This window comes from Kitasatospora sp. GP82 (genome assembly GCF_029892105.1).
GTDB lineage: Bacteria > Actinomycetota > Actinomycetes > Streptomycetales > Streptomycetaceae > Kitasatospora.
On sequence record NZ_JARZAJ010000016.1, the window covers coordinates 24,284 to 41,388 of the forward strand.

Consider the following 17,105-nt stretch of genomic DNA (forward strand, 5'->3'; position numbering starts at 1 on the left):
CCACGGTGATGGCTGTTGCTGAAGATCCCTGCGGCGCTGTCATCGCTGTGGTGATGGTGCCCGTGGTGGTGACCACCGAACCCGTGGTGGTGCCCGCCGTCGTGCCCGCCGCCGTCCATCCCGCACCCCCAGGTGGTAGCCGTACAGCCAGCCTGGCACGCCGAGGCCCCTCACAACCTCAAGACACCCTCTGACGCCCGTCACCGGCCGCCACAACGACCCCATTCTGAAGGAGAACTGTGCCGTCCGACCCGGACATCCTGCTCGACCGCCTGGTCGACCATGCCGCCCGCGGCTTCCTCACCGCCGCCGAAGGCCCCGCGCTCCGCCTCGCCGTCCAAGGACTGCGCGAGGAACTGGAGCAGGCTCGGCGGACCGCCGGCGGACTCGGCGCCAAGGTGCGGAAGCTCGGCGGTGAGCTCAAGCGGGCCGACGCCCTGATCAACGAGCTCGCCGCACCGCCCCGGCGACATCCACCGCGCCGAGCTCAGCGACATCCCCGGCGCCGGCCCCTGGACCATCCACGGGACCGCGCGCCAGCGCCTGACTGAGCACGCTCGCTCGCGCTGGCCGCAGCTGGCCGGTGTCGACGTGCGCTTTCGCGCCGGATTCGCCTACGTCACGGGGACGTTGCCCGGCGGTCAGGCCCTGCCGCTGTGCCGTCTGCGCTTCGGCGGGGTCCTGCACACCTGGGGCTTCGCCATCTACCTCGCCAGCCGCGACGGCTACCAGGACAACGTCCTGCCCAGCGGCTACCCTGCCGGATCACCGGAAGAAGCCCTCGACTGCGCGTGCGGCCTCTACCTCAACGACCCCACTGCCTGGACAAACGCACCCTCAACGATCTAACGCGGTGCAGCACTAGCTCCGCACCGCCCTGAGCCACCGCCAGAGCCGATGCTCCGTAAGGCCTTGCGCAAGATCGCCAGCTGTGTCACGCTGCTGCCGGCACCACACGTGCGCCATCATCACGAAGGGCCCGACCAACTCCGGTCGGGCCCTTCGGCGTTCCCGAGGAGGTCGACATGGACGAGCTGCTGACTGGACCTCAGGCCGCCGCACTCTGCAAGGTCGACACCGCGACCATCCGCCAGTGGAAGCGGCGCGGCAAGCTCGCCCCGGCCGGCCTCGACGAGAAGGGCCGCCCGATGTACCGGCGACTGGATATCGCCCTCGCCGAGCGCTCCACCCGGGAGCGCGCGGGCCGAACGTACGGCTAGCGCGCCGCCAGGTGGCCGGGCGTACTGTCTACCACCAACCCGAGCATTCTTGGGGGTCTGAGTGCGCGTCACAGACCTCCATGTACGCATAACGAGCTCCGGTCCACGACCCGTGATCGCGGTGGACGCGGCGCACGCTGCCGTCAACGTTGACGTAGAACTGCGTGCCGTACCGGGAGAACGTCGTCCACCACTTCCCGTTGTAGACACCCGGGCGCACCCGCCACCACGACTTGCAGAGCGTCGCCTGGACAGCGCCGCCGACGCGCAGGTCGGCACAGACGGTGGTCGCGGGCCGCACGGGCGTGGCAGTGGCCGCGGGGGTTGCGAGGGCGAAAGCAGCGGCTGTCGCCAGGGATACGGCGGCAGCCTTAGGTGCTCTGCGCATAGGTTCCTCCTTGCTCCTTGACTGGTTGGGCAAAGGGAAGCCCTGATGGTGCCGCTTGCACTCTTTGGGCGGACCGTCAGGCACTCCTTGGAGCATGGCAGTTCACTCACTCCAGCGGAGAAGGTTGGCCGAACTGTGATCGGAGGGCCCTGTGACCCGACGCCGGGCCTACACCGTGTGCACCGTCGCCGGATGTCCCGAGTACACGACCGGCGGACGGTGCGACGATCACCGACGTGAGGCCGAGCGGCGACGCGGCACCGCCCGCCAGCACGAGCGCGAGTTCCGCACCGCCGTCCTCGCCCACGATCCGCTCTGCAAGCTGTGCGGCACGGCGCCGAGCAAGCACACCGACCACTACCCGCTGAGCCGCCGCGAGCTGGTCGCAGCTGGCCGAGACCCCAACGACCCGCAGCACGGGCGCGGGCTGTGCGCCTCGTGTCACAGCGTCGAGACTGCGCGGCATCAGCCTGGTGGCTGGGCCGGTCGTGACGGAGGGTGACTGTACCCCAGGGGGTGACCCCCTTTTCGATCTTGCCGGGGACCGCCAGGGACCGCCGGGGACCGCCGGGGATGGCCATCGCCATCGGTGCGGATCCAGTAACCCTCGGGGCGCTCCGAGGGTAACTCTGTGTGACTTTGGCTAAGGGTGATCGCGATGGCTGGGATGGGGCCGGCATCGAAGCCTGCCGGGGAGCGTCGTCTGCGCAATGCCACCGTGGCGATGACTCGTCTTCCTGCCGAGGGCAGGCCAGGGGATCCGCCGAGGTTTCCTCTTGCTCCGCTGGTCGCGAAGGACGATGACCTCGGCATGCTGCGGGAGCGGGAGGCAGAGCTCTGGGCGGACCTGTGGTCGGCGCCGCAGGCCGTCATGTGGGAGCGCACTCACGCCGTTCTGACCGTGGCCAGGTTCGCCCGGTTCAGCTGATCCGTACGACCCGGACACGTCTGCGCCCACCAGCCACAAGACCCCGGACCGATCTTGGTCCGGGGTCTTTGACATCTCACCCTGACATCAGTGGCGGCGCTTGAGCAGCCGGTCCATGTCGCCGAGGGCCTCGCGCTGGGTGTCCTGGGCGACGTGGGAGTAGACGTTCATCGGGCAGGCGCGGGAAGGACTGCGGGGCGCCCGAGCCAGTCCTTACGGGGCGGCTCGGTGACACCCCTCTGTCGCGACCGAGTCCTGGATGCCGAGCTGCGTCAGTTCTTTGACGCACCCGCTCTGGTTGCCCACCAGGCCGTAGTAGCACGCCGTGCGGGCAACGTCTGTGGTTTCGAAACCCCGGCTCTGGAGGTACGTGGTGCAGTCTCCCAGATCCGCGTGGGCGGCCGGGGCGGAGATGACGATGCCACCTGCGGCGATGGCCAGGCCGGCGAGAGCGCTGACGATTCGAGGCGATGGACGCATGGGGATACACCTGCTCTCTCAATCGGGTCACCCGGTCCAGGTCGTGTCTGGCCACGCCTGCGAGGGCTACACCGAGCAAGCCGGTGTCGGACATGTTGCCGCTGACCGCCCTGATCAGCTCGGCACCGATCATGCCTACTGAAAATCTAGAAGCCTTCATGGCCGATCGCCTTCACTGTGCGCCGAACGGGTGAACCACAGGGAAGGACTGGACGGAACAGGTTTAGGAAGAGGTTTTCCCAGGGGAACCTCCTGGGCTCCCTTTGGGAACCAGCGCAAGAAGCCATCCTGCGAGCCTGCCGGTGATCCGCAACGCGAACCACGGGGCTACGCCGTGCGCCACCCGGCCGGTCTCCCCGCCTGTCGGCTAGGGCAGGAGCGGAGCGCATGGCCGGCGGCGGACCGCGGGGGGCAGGAGCGGGCGCGCAGTACATGCCGCCGAACGGGGCCGGCGGCAAGAGCGGGGCGCCGGATCGCATGACTTGGCGTCAGTCCGAGACCATCGACGCACACTTCGCGTTGCGGGAGTCGCCACGCGGGAAGGCTCGGCAGGCGGCGGCACGTGTACTCACGATGCCGCGACGCCTTCGTGTCTTGAGCGTTACTTGAGCAGCCGTTAGCCACTGCTGACTACTTGTCAGTAACATGCCGACGCAGGCGCAGACCTGTTCTGCCTTCCCCGATCCTCACGCCGAAGGTGGCTACCAGCTTGTCCATACGCACCCTCGCGCTGCCCGCGCTCGCCGCATCCACCCTGCTCGCGCTCTGCGCTTGCGACCCTACGACGCCGGCTGCCCCGCCCGCCGATCCCACGGCCGCGGCCGCCCAGGCCGCACCCGCCCCGACCGCCACGGGTCTGCCGGACACGCCGGCCCCCACGGGGATCCCGAAGGTGACTCTGGTCACCCCGACCGCCGGGGGCCCGACCGCCGACCCGACCGCCTCCGGTACGCCGAAGGCGGTCCTGGCCAGCCCGTCCCCGTCGGGGCAGCCCGTCGTGGCCGGCACCCCGGACCTCAAGCTGGCCTCCTACGACCAGCAGACCGGCAAGGCCGTCCTCACCGCCGCCGACGCCGTCGAGGGCACTCCCAGTCCGACAGCCACGGCCACGGCTACCGCCGCCGTCCGCACCGGTCAGTTGATCGACAGCCCCCCGTCCGCCGCCGCGCCGCGTGGCGCGCTGCTGGCGATCACCGACGTCCAGCCGGCCGCAGACGGGAAGGTGGCGGTCAGCACCCGCCCGGCCACCATCTCCGAACTGCTCGGCCGGACCTGGGCCGACATCCGCACCGCCCTCGACCCGCACAACATCAAGGTCACGCCGCAGCTCAAGGACCTCAAGGCCTCCTACGTCCCGAACCCCGACGGAGCCAAGGGCTCCGCCTCGGCCGCACTGAAACTGGACGCGAACACCACCGTCCCGTTGCCGGGCGGCGCCTCGGCCAAGCTCTCCGGCTCGCTCGAACTCGACCCGACCGTCGACTTCACCTACCAGGGCGGCCTTCTCAGCCTGCAGCAGGCCAAGGTCGGCTTCGACCTCGGCGCGCACGCCAACTGGCACGTCACCGCCGGACTCACCGCGTCCACCGGCCCGGTGAAGATTCCGATCGCCAAGCTCACCGCCACCCCCGTGGTGATGGTCGGCCCGGTGCCCGTCGTGATCACCCTCGACCTCACCGTCTACGCCGAGGTCTCCGCCGACGGCACCATCACCGTCGACACCGAACAGAACCTCGCCGGCAACTGGGGCATCCACGCCAACTACACCAAGGCCGGCGGCTGGACCTCTGCCACCGACCCCGGTGCCACCACCGTCTCCCCGGTCAAGGCCACGTTCTCCGGCAACGCCAATGTCCGTACCGGCCTGGTCGCCGACGGCTCGGTCGCCCTCTACGACACCCTGGGCGTGAAGGCCACCGTCGAGCCGTACCTGCGCGCCGCGGTGGAGGGCACGGTCAGCGTCGACACCAGCGGCGCCAAACCGACCGTCGACGGCAAGGCCGGCCTCTACGGCGGCCTGGACGTGAACGGAGCCGTGATGGCCCGCATCGCCATCCTCGGCACCCCGCTCCTCGAGAAGGATCTGCCGTTCCCGATCTACAAGCACGAGTGGCCGATCGTGACCCGAGAGATCGGAAACGCGTCGGCTAGCGCCAAGTCTGGTACCTCATCGAATAACTGACAATCAGTCATGACGAGGCCTGGGGTCCGGCGATCACGCCGGGCCCCGGGCCGCACAGCGTCGTCCCACGCGGAGAGAGCGCAGACGCCGGCGACGATACGACACCGATGAGACGAACTGGCCAGTCACCAGGCTTCGGTGAGATCGCTCAACCTTGGTGCGACAGAGCAGTCCGAGCTCTCGGCCTCCCCGGAGCTGTGCTGGGCGAATCCGATCGAACGGCATTCGGATACCTGAATGCCCAAGGACAAGCCGCGCCGAATGGTGAGGCCCCGCCCATGCGCCATAGGGGTACGCACGCGTGGTGCAGCGTCCAGCCGAAGAGGTCCGGCCACCCGCCATCGGGCGTCAGGCCCGCGCAGGATGGGCCTTCGGGCTCGGGCCGTACCTGTTCGCGTCCGGCTCGCCCTTGCTGGCCAAGTAGACGAGTAGGGCGATGAAGCCGAAGAACGGCAGGAAAATGACGAGCAGCCACCAGGCGGACCGGCCGGTGTCGTGCAGGCGGCGGAAGGTCACGGCGAGCCACGGGATCAGCACGGCGGCCGAGTAGACCCGGGTGAGGATGGGCACGCCCAGAACGACGTCACCGATGCCCAGGGCTATCCACACGACGATGTTCCCGACGAGGAACATCCAGTACTCCTCGCGGCGGGCCCGACCGCTGAAACCGGCGTAGTTCTTCAGCGCCGCCAGATACCAGTCCAATGCTGTGGCTCCTAACTCTCATGAGAACCCGATCGAGGGGCACTGAACGTTACATTGCCAGACTGCCGTGCTGATCAAGTCTGTCAGGGCGACTGAAGCTCAGCCGTGAAGGTCGGCGTCGAGCTGCCGCAGAGCCGCGGAAGCCTGGTCCGGCGCTGTACGGAGCGTCCTTCGCCGGTCAGCGTCCCAGCGTCGAACAGCTGGTGGCTCATCAGGTCAAGCCGATGGTTCATCTCGCCTATGGCGTGGACGTCGTAGCGGCTGCACCCCGAAGCGACACGGATCCGCGGACCAGGTGCTCCGCGGTTTCCGAAAGTCTGGGCGCGGGCTGCCGGATCTGTGGCCGGCCGCAGAGGACGCTTCGGGATGTGCGTACCGGCCGTGTTCCCTTGGGAAGTTGCACCGGCTGCGATCGCCAATGCTGCACGGCCTGGTTATGAGACTTCGGAATGACTGAGCGGCCCCGCTTTCGCGAGGAGAGCGGGGCGGCTTGGCTGCGGGCGCATAAGGGCGCCGAGCGCCGTCAACGCGCCAACCGCAGGCAGGGGCCACCGGCCACGTTTCAGTCGGTCGACGTGCTGGTCGAGATCGGTCAGGGGTCCGTCGGACTGGTCGGTGCTCTGAAGCAGGATCGCCAACTGACCGCGCGTCTCAGCGAAACCGGCCTATCGGGGTGCGCGGCTCGTGCGCCGGGCTCCCTGTCAGGCGCTGGCGCCCCCGTCCGTGGCAGGCGGCGGGACGGTCGAGGTGGGCGGCGGTTGCGCGGGGGCGGTCCGCAGCCACGACGGCAGCAGCCGGTCGACGATCGGCGATGCCATGGCGCGGGTCACGATCGCGGCTACCGCCAGCGCGGTGCCGAGCCCCGGCAGGGTGTCCGGCAGGCCGGCGTTGTGCACCAGCATCGGGAGGCCTGCGGCGAGGCCGAGAACAAGCTGCAGTACGGTGCGGGCAGTGCGGCGGGAAGCATCGGACACGGCGATCTCCTCGTTGTCGAAGGTCAGTTGGTGATGGGAACGGTCCAGGCGGCGTCCCAGGTGACCGGACCGACCACGCCGTCGGGGTCGAGGTTCGCCTCGGCCTGGAACTGGCGGCAGATGCTGGCCGACGCCGGGCCGTACCAGCCGTCCACGGTGATGTTCCAGCCGCGGTCGGCCATGCGCTGCTGCCAGGTGCGCACGTTGTCGTCGTGCAGCATCGGGGACTGGAGCTGCAGGTACTCGCGGGGCCAGGCGGGGCCGGCGGGCGGTTGAGTGGGCCGGTCGAGGATCTGCTGGGCGCGGGCGATGATCTGCGGCCGCTGGGCCTTGATCGGCTCGCCCGGGCAATTGGGATGGCCGCCCCATTGATCGCCTCCCATCCCATGCCACCCGACCCCCTGGCCGTTGGGGTCGTCCGTGCTGACCAGGGGAACACCGTAGGTGGTGTGCAGCCAGGCCAGCAGGTGTGCGTCATTGTCGATCTGAGAGGCCGTCAGCGAATCGCCGGAGTAGCCCTCGTGCTCGACGGACACCCAGTGACGGTTGCCGGCCTGCTCCGTCCAGGCGGCGTCGTCGGTGTCCACGAGCTGCTGCAGTGGGCCCGCCTTCGGGTTGGTGAAGTGGGCGGACGCCTGTGCGGTGGGGTCCTTGAACCAGGTGTCGACGCTGTCGTTGCTGTTGCTCTGCTCGATGTGCAGGACGAGGCCGCGGTGCTCGACCATGCCGCCGGTGTACTGGTTGGGGGTGGGGCCGATCCATTCGGCGCCGGGCATACGGGCCATCTCAGTTGTGCTCCTTGCTCAGGGTGTGGTGCATCCGGAAATCCGGTTCGGCTGGCGGTGGATCAGCAGGTGGTGGGTGATGAACGCGGGAGCGGACAGGATGACGCCGCCGGCGGGACCGGATCGGATCCGAGGCCACGCCGGTCAGAGCCGTCAGTCACTGTGATGCCCTGCGGAGAGGCACTTTGAGCATGTGGTGGTGGATGGCATTCATGCGGATCGCCGTCTCGGCGGCCACCGGCGGGGAGGGGAGAGCGGGCAGTGGTATCCGGTTCTCCGTGAAGGTGGCGCACTGGTGGCCTGCCGCCCCTCCACGCGCATCGGTCCTGGCACGAATCAGCATGCCCAGGGTGGCGGCGGCAAGAACGTGACCAGGCATGCGACAGTACCGGCCGACGGCGGGCGAGAAGTCCGGGCGGGGAGGCGGGCCGTAGTCCCCTTTCGGCGGCCGGGGCTTCACGGTTTCGAGCGGTGTTCAGGTGTTCCCTTCGGGGGGCCCTAGGCTGGTATTCATGACGAACCGTGACTTCATCGTTGTGACCACCACCCACGAAGCCGAGGACAAGGCACGGGAGTTGGCCACCGCGGTGGTGCGTGAGCGGCTGGCTGCGTGTGCGCAGGTGTACCGGATCCAGTCGGTGTACTGGTGGGAGGGGGAGGTCCAGGACTCGGCGGAGTGGCGGGTGGACTTCAAGACTCGCGCCGATCTCGGTGATCGGTTGGCAGCGTTCATCGGAGCGCAGCACGAGTACGGGACGCCGGAGATCATCGGCGTCCCCGTGGTCACGGGTAGCGCCGCCTACCTGGACTGGGTGAACGCCGAGACAGCCCGCTGATCTGCGGCGCGGCGGGGGCCGTTGCCTCAGCCGAGGTCGAAGGGCCCGATGGGATGGCCGGACCAGATGCGGTTGCGAAGGCCGGGGTGCAGTACATCCCGGGGACGGACTGGGCGATGGCCCGCCGGAAGAGACCGGCGGCGCGCGGCATGGCCGGCATGGTCGCGATCGAACCGGCGCCCGCCGACTGTCCGCAGACCGTGACCCGGTCCGGGTCGCGGCCGAAGCGGCCGATGTTCTCCCGGACCCATTCCAGGGCGGCGACCTGGTCGAGCAGGCCCCGGTTGGCGGGTGCTTCTGCGTCGGCGAAGAGGGCGAAACCCTCGGCACCCGTACGGTAGTTGCAGGTGACGAGGACCACGCCCCGCTGGGCGATCAGGGAGCCGTCGTACGCCGGGGCGCCGGAGAACCCGGCCAGGTAGACCCCGCCGTGGATCCACACGATCACCGGCAGGCCGGAGTCGCCGCCGAGGTCCGGGGGCCAGATGTCGAGGGTCGGCCAGCCCCCGCCTTCCGGCGTGCCGGCCGGCCGGGCCGGGCCGGTCCGGACTGCGGCGGGGGCGGCCCGAACCGGGTGGCATCGCGGATGCCGCCCCAGGGCTCTGCGGGCCGGGGCGCGCCGAAGCGGAGCGGGCCGACGGGCGGTTGGGCGTACGGGATGCCACGGAAGACGGAGATGCCGTCCTCGCTGCTGCCACGGACCATTCCGGCGGTGGTGCCGACCACGGGTGATTGGTTGGACATGCCTGCCAGTATGGGTGTCTGACTCATAATCAGTTCGAGCTTCTGGAGCACGGGGCATGGGGTGACCCTGGGCCGGGCCCCGCCAGTCGCGTGATCGCCCCGGCCGGACGGTCGGGTCGGGGCGATCGCGTCGCGTGTCGCGAATGGAGCGAAAAGCGTGAATGGAGAGGTCAGCCTGTTTCGGGGCGGGCGAGCGAGACCGTGAGACCGCCGTCGGACACGTCGGCGACCAGGGTGTCGCCCTCCCGGACGCTGCCGTCCAGCAGCAGGTTGGAGATCCGGTTGTCGAGCTCCGACTGGATGGTGCGGCGCAGCGGCCGTGCGCCGAACTCCGGTCTGTAGCCCTTGTCGACCAGCCACTGCCTGGCCGCCGGCGTGATGTCGAGCTGGATGCCCTGGGCCTTGAGCAGGCGTTCGCTGCGGGCCAGCAGCAGGTCCACCACCGACAGCAGGTCGTCCCGGCCGAGCGCGTGGAAGACGATGATCTCGTCGATCCGGTTGAGGAACTCGGGCTTGAACTGGAGCCGCAGGTCCCGCATCAGGTCCTCGCGGATCTCGTCCGCATGGCCCGAGTGGTCGAGGATCCGCCGGGAGCCGATGTTGCTGGTCATGATGACCACGGTGTTGCGGAAGTCGACGGTGCGGCCCTGGGCGTCGGTGAGCCGGCCGTCGTCCAGCACCTGGAGCAGGATGTTGAAGATGTCGGGGTGCGCCTTCTCGACCTCGTCGAAGAGCAGCACGCTGTACGGCCTGCGGCGGACGGCCTCGGTGAGCTGTCCGGCCTCGTCGTAGCCGACATAGCCGGGCGGGGAGCCGACCAGGCGGGAGACGGTGTGCTTCTCCTGGAACTCGCTCATGTCGAAGCGGATCAGCCGGTCCGGGTCTCCGAAGAGCAACTCGGCCAGGGCCTTGGCGAGTTCGGTCTTGCCGACGCCGGTCGGGCCGAGGAAGAGAAAGCTGCCGGTGGGCCGGCGGGGGTCGCCCATCCCGGCCCGGCTGCGGCGGACGGCCTGGGCGACGGCGGTGACCGCCTGGTCCTGGCCGATCACCTTCTGGTGCAGGTGCTCCTCCAGTTTCAGCAGCCGTTCGCGCTCGGTCTGGCTGAGCTGGGAGACCGGGATCCCGGTGCGGGTGGAGAGCACCTGGGCGATGTCGTCCACGGTCACCTCGACGACGCCCTCGCGTTCTGCGGCGACTGCCGCCAACTCCTCCTCGACCTGCCGGAGTTCGGTCTTCAGGTTGGCAGCCCGTACGTAGTCCTCGTCGGCGACGGCCTCGTCCAGTTCGCGGCGCAGCTTGGTGCGGCGTTCCTGGGCCTCGACCGCCTGGCCGCTGCCGGAGAGGCTGCGCAGCCGTACCCGGGCACCGGCCTGGTCGAGCAGGTCGATGGCCTTGTCGGGGAGGAACCGGTCGCTGACATAGCGGTCGGAGAGGGTGGCGGCGGCGTCCAACGCCTCGTCGGTGAAGCGGACTTGGTGGTGCGCCTCGTACGAGTCCCGCAGGCCGTGGAGGATCTGGACGGTCTCCTCCACGGTCGGTTCGGGTACCAGGACGGGCTGGAAGCGGCGTTCGAGTGCGGCGTCCTTCTCGATGTGCCTGCGGTACTCGTCCAGGGTGGTCGCCCCGACGACGCTCAACTCACCTCGCGCCAGTGCCGGTTTGAGGATGTTCCCGGCGTCCATCGAGCCCTCGCCGCCGGCCCCGGCGCCGACCACGGTGTGCAGCTCGTCCAGGAAGAGGATGACGCTCTGCTCGGCGGCGGTGACCTCGTCGATGACGTTCTTCAGCCGTTCCTCGAACTCGCCCCGGTACTTGGATCCGGCCACAAGGCCGGTCAGGTCGAGGGCGACGACCCGTCTGTCCTTGAGGCTGCTCGGGATGTCGCCGGAGACGATCCGCTGGGCCAGTCCCTCGACGATGGCGGTCTTGCCGACGCCGGGCTCGCCGATCAGGACGGGATTGTTCTTGGTCCGGCGGGAGAGGATCTCGACGGTCTGCTCGATCTCCTCGGCCCGCCCCACCACCGGGTCGAGCCGCCCGGCGCGGGCGTCTTCGGTGAGGTCGCGGCCGTACTCGTCCAAGGTGGGGGTGTCACCGGCGGCGCCGGCGGGGCCCGTGCGCTCACCGCCGATGCCCCGGCCGTCCAGGACGGTGCGCAGGGCGCTTTCGGAGGGAGCGGTGTTGCGCAGTGCCTGGGCGGCGCCCGAGCGGTCCTCGCCGATCAGCGCGCCCAGGATGTGCTCGGGGCCGATGTACGAGGCACCGGCGGCCTGCGAGCGGGTATGGGCGGCGAGCAGGGCGCGCTTGGCGGCGGGGGTGAGCGAGGGTTCGCCGTCGGTCGAGGTCCCGGAGGCTTCGGACGTGCCGGTGGGGAGCGTCGTGCGGAGCTCCTTGGCGAGCTGCTCGGGGTCGATTCCCGCACGTTCCAGCAGATGCCGGGACTGCTCCACCTGGGTGGCGGCCCAGAGCAGGTGGCCGGTGTCGAGGTCGCTGCTGCCGTCCTCGGTGGCCCGGTCGGAGGCGACCGAGAGCAGGGTCCTGGCGGAGTCGCTCAGCAGTCGGCCGATCGGCACGCGCTGCACGGCGGGTGGGGAGGAGAGCGGGCTCATTCCGAAGAAGCGGCTGAGCAGGTCGGAGAACGGGTCGTCGGAGCCGAAGGGTGGCAGCGTCACGCGGGATCACCTCTCCCGGTGGGGAGTTCGTGGGACAGCCGGGTCAGTGCTGTCCACACAAACACACCCCTCGGGCCGTCGCCTGCCGAGCCCGTCCCCCCGGCGGACGGCGGGCCGGAGCGAGTCGGGGCCCGGGCGGCGTGCGGGCTCAGCAGCAGGCCCGGGCGGCGTGCCGCTCAGGAGACGACGTCGCGCGGCGGACGCCCCGCCAGGTGCTCGATCACGTTCTGTACGGCGGCCAGCGCGATCCGGCCGACGGTCTCCCGGGTCACCCCGCCGACGTGCGGGGGACAGTACGACCCCGGGTGCCCGCAGCAGGCGCAGTCCGTCGGTCGGCGGCTCGGGGTCGAAGACGTCGAGGCCCGCTCCGGCCAGCGCACCGGCCTCCAGGGCGTCGGCGAGCGCGTCCTGGTCGATCAGCGCGCCGCGCGCGGTGTTGACCACGAAGGCGGTGGGCTTCAGCAGCGCGAGCCGCTCGGCGTTCAGCAGATGGCGGGTCTGTTCCGGCATACGGGGCTCTCTCCTGGAGGCGTGGCAGTTCATGGCTTTCGGTGGCACCGGTAGCGCTGTGCTCAGACCGATCGGCTGAGCGCGTCGGGTGTGAGCCGGGCGGCCGAGGTGTGGCCGGAGAGCGCGAGCGTGAGGTCGAACTCGTTCAGCAGTGCCCGGATCACATGCTCCACCCCGGCCTGCCCGTCGAGGCCGAGCCCGTACACGTACGGGCGGCCGAGCAGTACGGCGCGGGCGCCGAGAGCGAGTGCCTTGAAGACGTCGTCGCCGGTGCGGATGCCGCTGTCGAAGAGCACGGCCAGCCGGTCACCGACGGCCGCGACCACGTCCGGGAGCGCGTCGGCGGCCCCGATCGCGCCGTTGACCTGTCGCCCGCCATGGTTGGAGACCACGACTCCGTCCATGCCCGCGTCGGCCGCCTGCCGGGCGTCGTCGGGGTGCAGGATGCCCTTCAGCACGATCGGTCCCTCCCAGTGCTCGCGCAGGAACGCCAGGTCGGCCCAGGTCTTGCCCGGGTCGGAGAACATCCCGAGGAAGTGCAGGACGGCGGCGTTCAGGTCCTCGTGCACCGGCCTGGCCAGCCCGGCCCGGAACGCCGGGTCACTGAAGTGGTTGGCGGTGCCGACACCGCGCAGGAACGGGAGGAACCCCTGGTCCAGGTCGCGCGGGCGCCAGGAGAGCATCGGGGTGTCCAGGGTGACGAACAGCGCGCTGAAACCTGATGCCTTCGCCCGCCGCAGAAAGCTCAGGGTGACCTCGCGGTCCCTGCCCCAGTACAGCTGGAACCAGCGCTCGGCGTCCCCCATCTCGGTCGCCACCTGCTCCATCGGCGTGCTGGAGACCGAGGACAGGATGTAGGGGACGCCCTGCGCGGCGGCGGCCCGGGCCGCCGCCGGCTCGGCTTCCGGGTGCACGATCGACAGCACCCCGACCGGCGCCAGCGCGAGCGGGGCGGGCAGGCTCACGCCGAGGAGTTCCACCGCCAAGTCCCGTTTCCCGACGTCCCGCAGCATCCGGGGCACGATCTGCCAGCGGTCGAGTGCGGCCCGGTTGGCCGTCACCGTACGGCCGTTGCCCGCGCTTGCGGCGACATATCCGACCGGTCCGGGCGCCAGCCGCTCGGCGGCCATCTCCTCCAGCCGGGTGAGGTCGGTCGGCATCCGCGGAACGGTACCGGCCACGCCGTCGAGGTAGATCTCGAACTGGTACGCCGACCACTCCCTCGCCGCGTCCGTCCCCTTGCCCGCGCCTTCGCTCCTGCCCGTCTGCGAACCCATCCCCGAGCCCCTCTCCCGCGCTGCTGCCAGGTGTGTTCAGAGTCCATCACTCCATTGGTCCGGAACTCCAGACCCGGGCGGCGATCCGCCCGGTCCGGCTCCCGCGTGCTGGACGCCCCTTGACGGCTGCGCGGGGGTCGGCTTACTTTGCTTTCGCATGCCAAAACTATTCTTCCGTATCGTGGAATTGGTTGCCGGTGGTCGCAGTGCCACCCGCAGCATCCGGTCGCCACGGAGCGGAAGAGCCCCCGACCACCACCGGGCCGACGCAGGAGAAACCCGATGCCTCGTATGACAGCCGCCCGCGCGGCAGTGGAGATCCTCAAGCGCGAGGGCGTTGAGATCGCGTTCGGTGTGCCGGGCGCAGCGATCAACCCCTTCTACGCGGCGCTGCGCGCCGGCGGCGGCATCGAGCACAAGCTCGCCCGTCACGTCGAGGGCGCATCCCACATGGCCGAGGGCTACACCCGAACCAAGCCCGGCAACATCGGTGTCTGCATCGGCACTTCGGGCCCGGCCGGCACCGACATGATCACCGGCCTGTACTCGGCCGCCGGTGACTCGATCCCGATCCTGTGCATCACCGGCCAGGCCCCGACGGACCGCCTCCACAAGGAGGATTTCCAGGCGGTCGACATCGCCTCGATCGCCAAGCCGCTCACCAAGGCGGCGACCACCGTCCTGGAGGCCGCCCAGGTCCCCGGCGTGTTCCAGCAGGCGTTCCACCTGATGCGTTCCGGCCGTCCAGGACCGGTTCTGATCGACCTCCCGATCAACGTCCAGCTGACCGAGATCGAGTTCGACCCGGAGACCTACGAGCCGCTGCCGGTCTACAAGCCGACCGCGACCCGTGCCCAGGCCGAGAAGGCGATCGCCCTGCTCAACGAGTCCGAGCGCCCGCTGATCGTCGCCGGTGGCGGCATCATCAACGCCGACGCCTCCGAACTGCTGGTCGAGTTCGCCGAGTTGACCGGAATTCCGGTCATCCCGACCCTGATGGGCTGGGGCACCATCGCGGACGACCACGAGCTGAACGCCGGTATGGTCGGCCTGCAGACCTCGCACCGCTACGGCAACGAGAACTTCCTCGCCTCGGACTTCGTCCTCGGCGTCGGCAACCGCTGGGCCAACCGTCACACCGGTGGCCTGGACGTCTACCGCGAGGGCCGCAAGTTCGTCCACGTCGACATCGAGCCGACCCAGATCGGCCGCGTCTTCGCACCGGACTACGGCATCGCCTCGGACGCCGGGGCCGCGCTGGAGCTGTTCGTCGAGGTCGCCCGCGAGCTGAAGGCCGCAGGCCGGCTGAAGGACCGCACCGAGTGGGCCGCCTCCACCCAGGCGCGGAAGGCGACCCTGCAGCGCAAGACGCACTTCGACAACGTGCCGATCAAGCCGCAGCGCGTCTACGAGGAGATGAACCGAGCCTTCGGCCCGGAGACCCGCTACGTCACCACCATCGGTCTCTCGCAGATCGCCGGTGCGCAGATGCTGCACGTCTACAAGCCGCGCCACTGGATCAACTGCGGCCAGGCCGGCCCGCTCGGCTGGACCGTCCCGGCCGCGCTGGGTGTCGCCACCGCCGACCCCGAGGCCCAGGTCGTCGCCCTCTCGGGTGACTACGACTTCCAGTTCATGATCGAGGAACTGGCGGTCGGTGCCCAGTTCAACATCCCCTACATCCACGTCGTCGTGAACAACTCCTACCTGGGCCTGATCCGTCAGGCGCAGCGGGTCTTCGAGATGGACTACCAGGTCCAGCTCTCCTTCGAGAACATCAACTCGCCGGAGCTGGGCGTCTACGGTGTCGACCACGTCAAGGTCGCCGAGGGCCTGGGCTGCAAGGCCATCCGCGTCACCGAACCGGAGAACCTGCTGCCGGCCCTGGAGGAGGCCAAGAAGCTCGCCGCCGAGTTCAAGGTCCCGGTCGTCGTCGAGGCCATCCTGGAGCGCGTCACCAACATCTCGATGAGCGGCAACGACATCGACAAGGTGAACGAGTTCGAGGAGCTCGCGACCCGGCCGGGCGACGCCCCGACCGCGATCAGGCCATTGGTCTGAACCGGCCGACAAGCGGTACCGCCGCAGGAGCGCCTGTCTGATCCAGCCGCTCAAACACCGGCTGCCAGACGCAGGTCCAGGCCGTCTGGTTGGTGCAGCGCGGCGACCACCAGTCGGGTACCGTCCGCTCGGGCTGCGTGGGCCGGTTCAGGATACGGGCGAACTCGTGCTGGTTCTGCGGTGTGCCGCTGCACCCCTCGGAGAGGGAGCCGTCGGTCGGGCAGGCCCTGTCGCGGCCCAGCGACCAGTAGGCGAGCAGCTGGATGCCCTTGGCGGTGGCGAAGTCCGTCAGCGTCGTGGCGTCCTTGGTGGAGAAGATCTCGTTGGTGGCGTCGTTGACGCCGATCATGGGGGTGTTGCCCTGCATCCCCCAGAGTTGCTGGGGGGTCTTCTCGGGCCAGATCCGGGCCATCTGCTTGTGCAGCTCGGCGGCGGCCGTGGTCGCGGTCTTGCCCATGTCGAGTTCGGGACCGTAGTCCATGGTCATGATGTTGACCACGGAGACGTCGAGCCCCCGGTCCCTGGCGTTCTCCAGCAGCCGGACCGCGTTGGGCGACAGGCCGTAGGGGTTGACGGGGAGCGTGTAGTGCACGCCCAGCCTGCGGCCGGCCGCCGCGTACTCCCGCTGGAGTTCGGCCAGCGCCTGGTTGCGCCGGTCGACGGCCGGGGCGTTGTCGAGGGTGGGGCCCTCGATGTCGAAGTCGATCCTGGTCAGGTTCAGGGTGTCGACGACCCGCCGGTACTCGGCCTTCAGCGAGTCCACCGAGTTGCAGACCAGGGCGAGTTCGGCGCCGGCGCCGCCGCCGAAGGAGGTGATGACGTCTCCGCCGCCCGCCCGCAGCGCGTTCACGGCCGACTGCCAGTCCTTGTTCTCGACGGGGACGGTGCCGTCGAAGGCGCCGTTGCAGCTGCCGTTGCTGATCACGAAGGCGAGGGTGAAGTACTTCAGTCCGGTGGCCCGGTTGGCCTCGGTCAGCGAGGCGCCCGATCGCCAGGTCTCGATGTACGGAGCGGTGTAGTGGGCCGGGAAGCCCGGTCCCGGGATGGCGGCGGCCTGCGCGGGCGGCGCGGCGGCGAGCAGGGTCCCGGCGGTCAGGGCGAGCGGGGCAAGGGCCGAAGTCAGGCGGAGCGGGCGGAGCATCGGTGTCCTCGTGGTCGGACCGGGCGGGGCACCGGTCGCTCGGAGGTCTACCGTTCCGTCGCTGCCCGAATCTGATGCTCCGTCGGCTGACTGATCATGTGCCCATATCTGAATGAGAGCGGTCCGGATCACACTATTGACGCTCCGTCGCACCCGATGCTCGAATCGCTGCGCGCGGGCGCCGCTTCGCCCGTTCGGTCCA

16 protein-coding genes and 2 pseudogenes are annotated in these 17,105 nt (G+C 69.7%); 8 read left to right on the forward strand and 10 right to left on the reverse strand.

The genetic code is table 11. From position 1 onward, the window contains the following. Nucleotides 1-239: 239 nt before the first annotated feature. From P3T39_RS18400 to P3T39_RS18410, 3 genes are all read left to right on the forward strand, one after another. Entirely contained in the window at nt 240-551 is a 312-nt protein-coding gene (locus P3T39_RS18400; protein ID WP_280699006.1) for a hypothetical protein, read from the forward strand. 40 nt (nt 552-591) lie between these two features. Further along, the gene (locus P3T39_RS18405; protein WP_280699008.1) at nt 592-849 is read left to right on the forward strand and encodes a hypothetical protein; all 258 of its coding nucleotides are present in this window, start codon (nt 592-594) and stop codon (nt 847-849) included. 176 nt (nt 850-1,025) lie between these two features. Then, nucleotides 1,026-1,220: a MerR family transcriptional regulator gene (locus P3T39_RS18410; RefSeq protein WP_280699010.1), complete on the forward strand. Its 195-nt coding sequence runs from the start codon at nt 1,026-1,028 to the stop codon at nt 1,218-1,220. 28 nt (nt 1,221-1,248) lie between these two features. On the opposite strand, the gene P3T39_RS18415 is transcribed toward P3T39_RS18410, so the two are convergent. Then, the gene (locus P3T39_RS18415) at nt 1,249-1,608 is read right to left on the reverse strand and encodes a hypothetical protein (protein WP_280699012.1); all 360 of its coding nucleotides are present in this window, start codon (nt 1,606-1,608) and stop codon (nt 1,249-1,251) included. Nucleotides 1,609-1,759: 151 nt separating this feature from the next. Here P3T39_RS18415 and P3T39_RS18420 point away from each other — a divergent pair, with 151 nt between their 5' ends. Together P3T39_RS18420 and P3T39_RS18425 are read left to right on the forward strand one after the other, a co-directional pair. After that, nucleotides 1,760-2,110, forward strand: a complete 351-nt coding sequence (locus tag P3T39_RS18420) for a holin (RefSeq protein WP_280699016.1) — start codon at nt 1,760-1,762, stop codon at nt 2,108-2,110. Nucleotides 2,111-2,326: 216 nt separating this feature from the next. Further along, nucleotides 2,327-2,536, forward strand: a complete 210-nt coding sequence (locus P3T39_RS18425) for a hypothetical protein (protein WP_280699018.1) — start codon at nt 2,327-2,329, stop codon at nt 2,534-2,536. Nucleotides 2,537-2,749: 213 nt separating this feature from the next. Here the strand turns inward: P3T39_RS18425 and P3T39_RS18430 are convergent, their stop codons facing one another. Continuing rightward, nucleotides 2,750-3,016, reverse strand: coding sequence for a hypothetical protein (locus P3T39_RS18430; RefSeq protein ID WP_280699020.1), 267 nt, complete (start codon nt 3,014-3,016; stop codon nt 2,750-2,752). Between the two features lie 709 nt (nt 3,017-3,725). Here P3T39_RS18430 and P3T39_RS18435 point away from each other — a divergent pair. Then, entirely contained in the window at nt 3,726-5,198 is a 1,473-nt protein-coding gene (locus P3T39_RS18435) for a hypothetical protein (protein WP_280699022.1), read from the forward strand. A 348-nt stretch (nt 5,199-5,546) separates the two neighbouring features. On the opposite strand, the gene P3T39_RS18440 is transcribed toward P3T39_RS18435, so the two are convergent. From P3T39_RS18440 to P3T39_RS18450, 3 genes are all read right to left on the reverse strand, one after another. Then, a complete protein-coding gene (locus P3T39_RS18440; protein WP_280699024.1) occupies nt 5,547-5,903 on the reverse strand; it encodes a DUF805 domain-containing protein in 357 nt (118 codons plus the stop codon). A 701-nt stretch (nt 5,904-6,604) separates the two neighbouring features. Next, complete coding sequence (locus P3T39_RS18445) at nt 6,605-6,877, reverse strand: hypothetical protein (protein ID WP_280699026.1); 273 nt, start codon at nt 6,875-6,877, stop codon at nt 6,605-6,607. Nucleotides 6,878-6,900: 23 nt separating this feature from the next. Continuing rightward, nucleotides 6,901-7,662, reverse strand: a complete 762-nt coding sequence (locus tag P3T39_RS18450) for a peptidoglycan-binding domain-containing protein (protein ID WP_280699028.1) — start codon at nt 7,660-7,662, stop codon at nt 6,901-6,903. 512 nt (nt 7,663-8,174) lie between these two features. Here P3T39_RS18450 and cutA point away from each other — a divergent pair. Beyond that, the gene (gene cutA / locus P3T39_RS18455; protein WP_280699029.1) at nt 8,175-8,498 is read left to right on the forward strand and encodes a divalent-cation tolerance protein CutA; all 324 of its coding nucleotides are present in this window, start codon (nt 8,175-8,177) and stop codon (nt 8,496-8,498) included. A gap of 91 nt (nt 8,499-8,589) precedes the next feature. On the opposite strand, the pseudogene P3T39_RS18460 reads toward cutA, so the two are convergent. The 4 genes and pseudogenes from P3T39_RS18460 to P3T39_RS18475 form a co-directional block, all read right to left on the reverse strand. After that, nucleotides 8,590-9,242, reverse strand: a pseudogene (locus tag P3T39_RS18460) (carboxylesterase family protein); the annotation flags it as partial. 170 nt (nt 9,243-9,412) lie between these two features. Beyond that, complete coding sequence (locus tag P3T39_RS18465; RefSeq protein WP_280699031.1) at nt 9,413-11,914, reverse strand: ATP-dependent Clp protease ATP-binding subunit; 2,502 nt, start codon at nt 11,912-11,914, stop codon at nt 9,413-9,415. 176 nt (nt 11,915-12,090) lie between these two features. Further along, a pseudogene (locus tag P3T39_RS18470) lies at nt 12,091-12,415 on the reverse strand (NAD(P)-dependent oxidoreductase); the annotation flags it as partial. Between the two features lie 71 nt (nt 12,416-12,486). Continuing rightward, nucleotides 12,487-13,701 carry a lactate 2-monooxygenase gene (locus P3T39_RS18475; RefSeq protein ID WP_280699033.1) on the reverse strand — a complete coding sequence of 405 codons (1,215 nt, stop codon included), beginning with the start codon at nt 13,699-13,701 and terminating at the stop codon, nt 12,487-12,489. A gap of 282 nt (nt 13,702-13,983) precedes the next feature. Between P3T39_RS18475 and gcl the strand changes: the two genes are divergently transcribed. After that, a complete protein-coding gene (gcl, locus tag P3T39_RS18480; protein ID WP_280699035.1) occupies nt 13,984-15,762 on the forward strand; it encodes a glyoxylate carboligase in 1,779 nt (592 codons plus the stop codon). Here the strand turns inward: gcl and P3T39_RS18485 are convergent. Further along, nucleotides 15,746-16,903 carry a chitinase gene (locus tag P3T39_RS18485; protein WP_280699037.1) on the reverse strand — a complete coding sequence of 386 codons (1,158 nt, stop codon included), beginning with the start codon at nt 16,901-16,903 and terminating at the stop codon, nt 15,746-15,748. The genes gcl and P3T39_RS18485 overlap by 17 nt on opposite strands. Nucleotides 16,904-17,105: the final 202 nt, after the last annotated feature.

What these genes read in the sequence shown, in the direction of transcription:
- P3T39_RS18410 (WP_280699010.1), top strand. Translation starts at nt 1,026, where the DNA reads ATGGACGAGCTGCTGACTGGACCTCAGGCCGCCGCACTCTGCAAGGTC.
- cutA (WP_280699029.1), top strand. Translation starts at nt 8,175, where the DNA reads ATGACGAACCGTGACTTCATCGTTGTGACCACCACCCACGAAGCCGAG.
- P3T39_RS18475 (WP_280699033.1), bottom strand. Translation starts at nt 13,701, where the DNA reads ATGGGTTCGCAGACGGGCAGGAGCGAAGGCGCGGGCAAGGGGACGGAC.
- P3T39_RS18450 (WP_280699028.1), bottom strand. Translation starts at nt 7,662, where the DNA reads ATGGCCCGTATGCCCGGCGCCGAATGGATCGGCCCCACCCCCAACCAG.
- P3T39_RS18415 (WP_280699012.1), bottom strand. Translation starts at nt 1,608, where the DNA reads ATGCGCAGAGCACCTAAGGCTGCCGCCGTATCCCTGGCGACAGCCGCT.
- gcl (WP_280699035.1), top strand. Translation starts at nt 13,984, where the DNA reads ATGCCTCGTATGACAGCCGCCCGCGCGGCAGTGGAGATCCTCAAGCGC.
- P3T39_RS18430 (WP_280699020.1), bottom strand. Translation starts at nt 3,016, where the DNA reads ATGCGTCCATCGCCTCGAATCGTCAGCGCTCTCGCCGGCCTGGCCATC.
- P3T39_RS18485 (WP_280699037.1), bottom strand. Translation starts at nt 16,903, where the DNA reads ATGCTCCGCCCGCTCCGCCTGACTTCGGCCCTTGCCCCGCTCGCCCTG.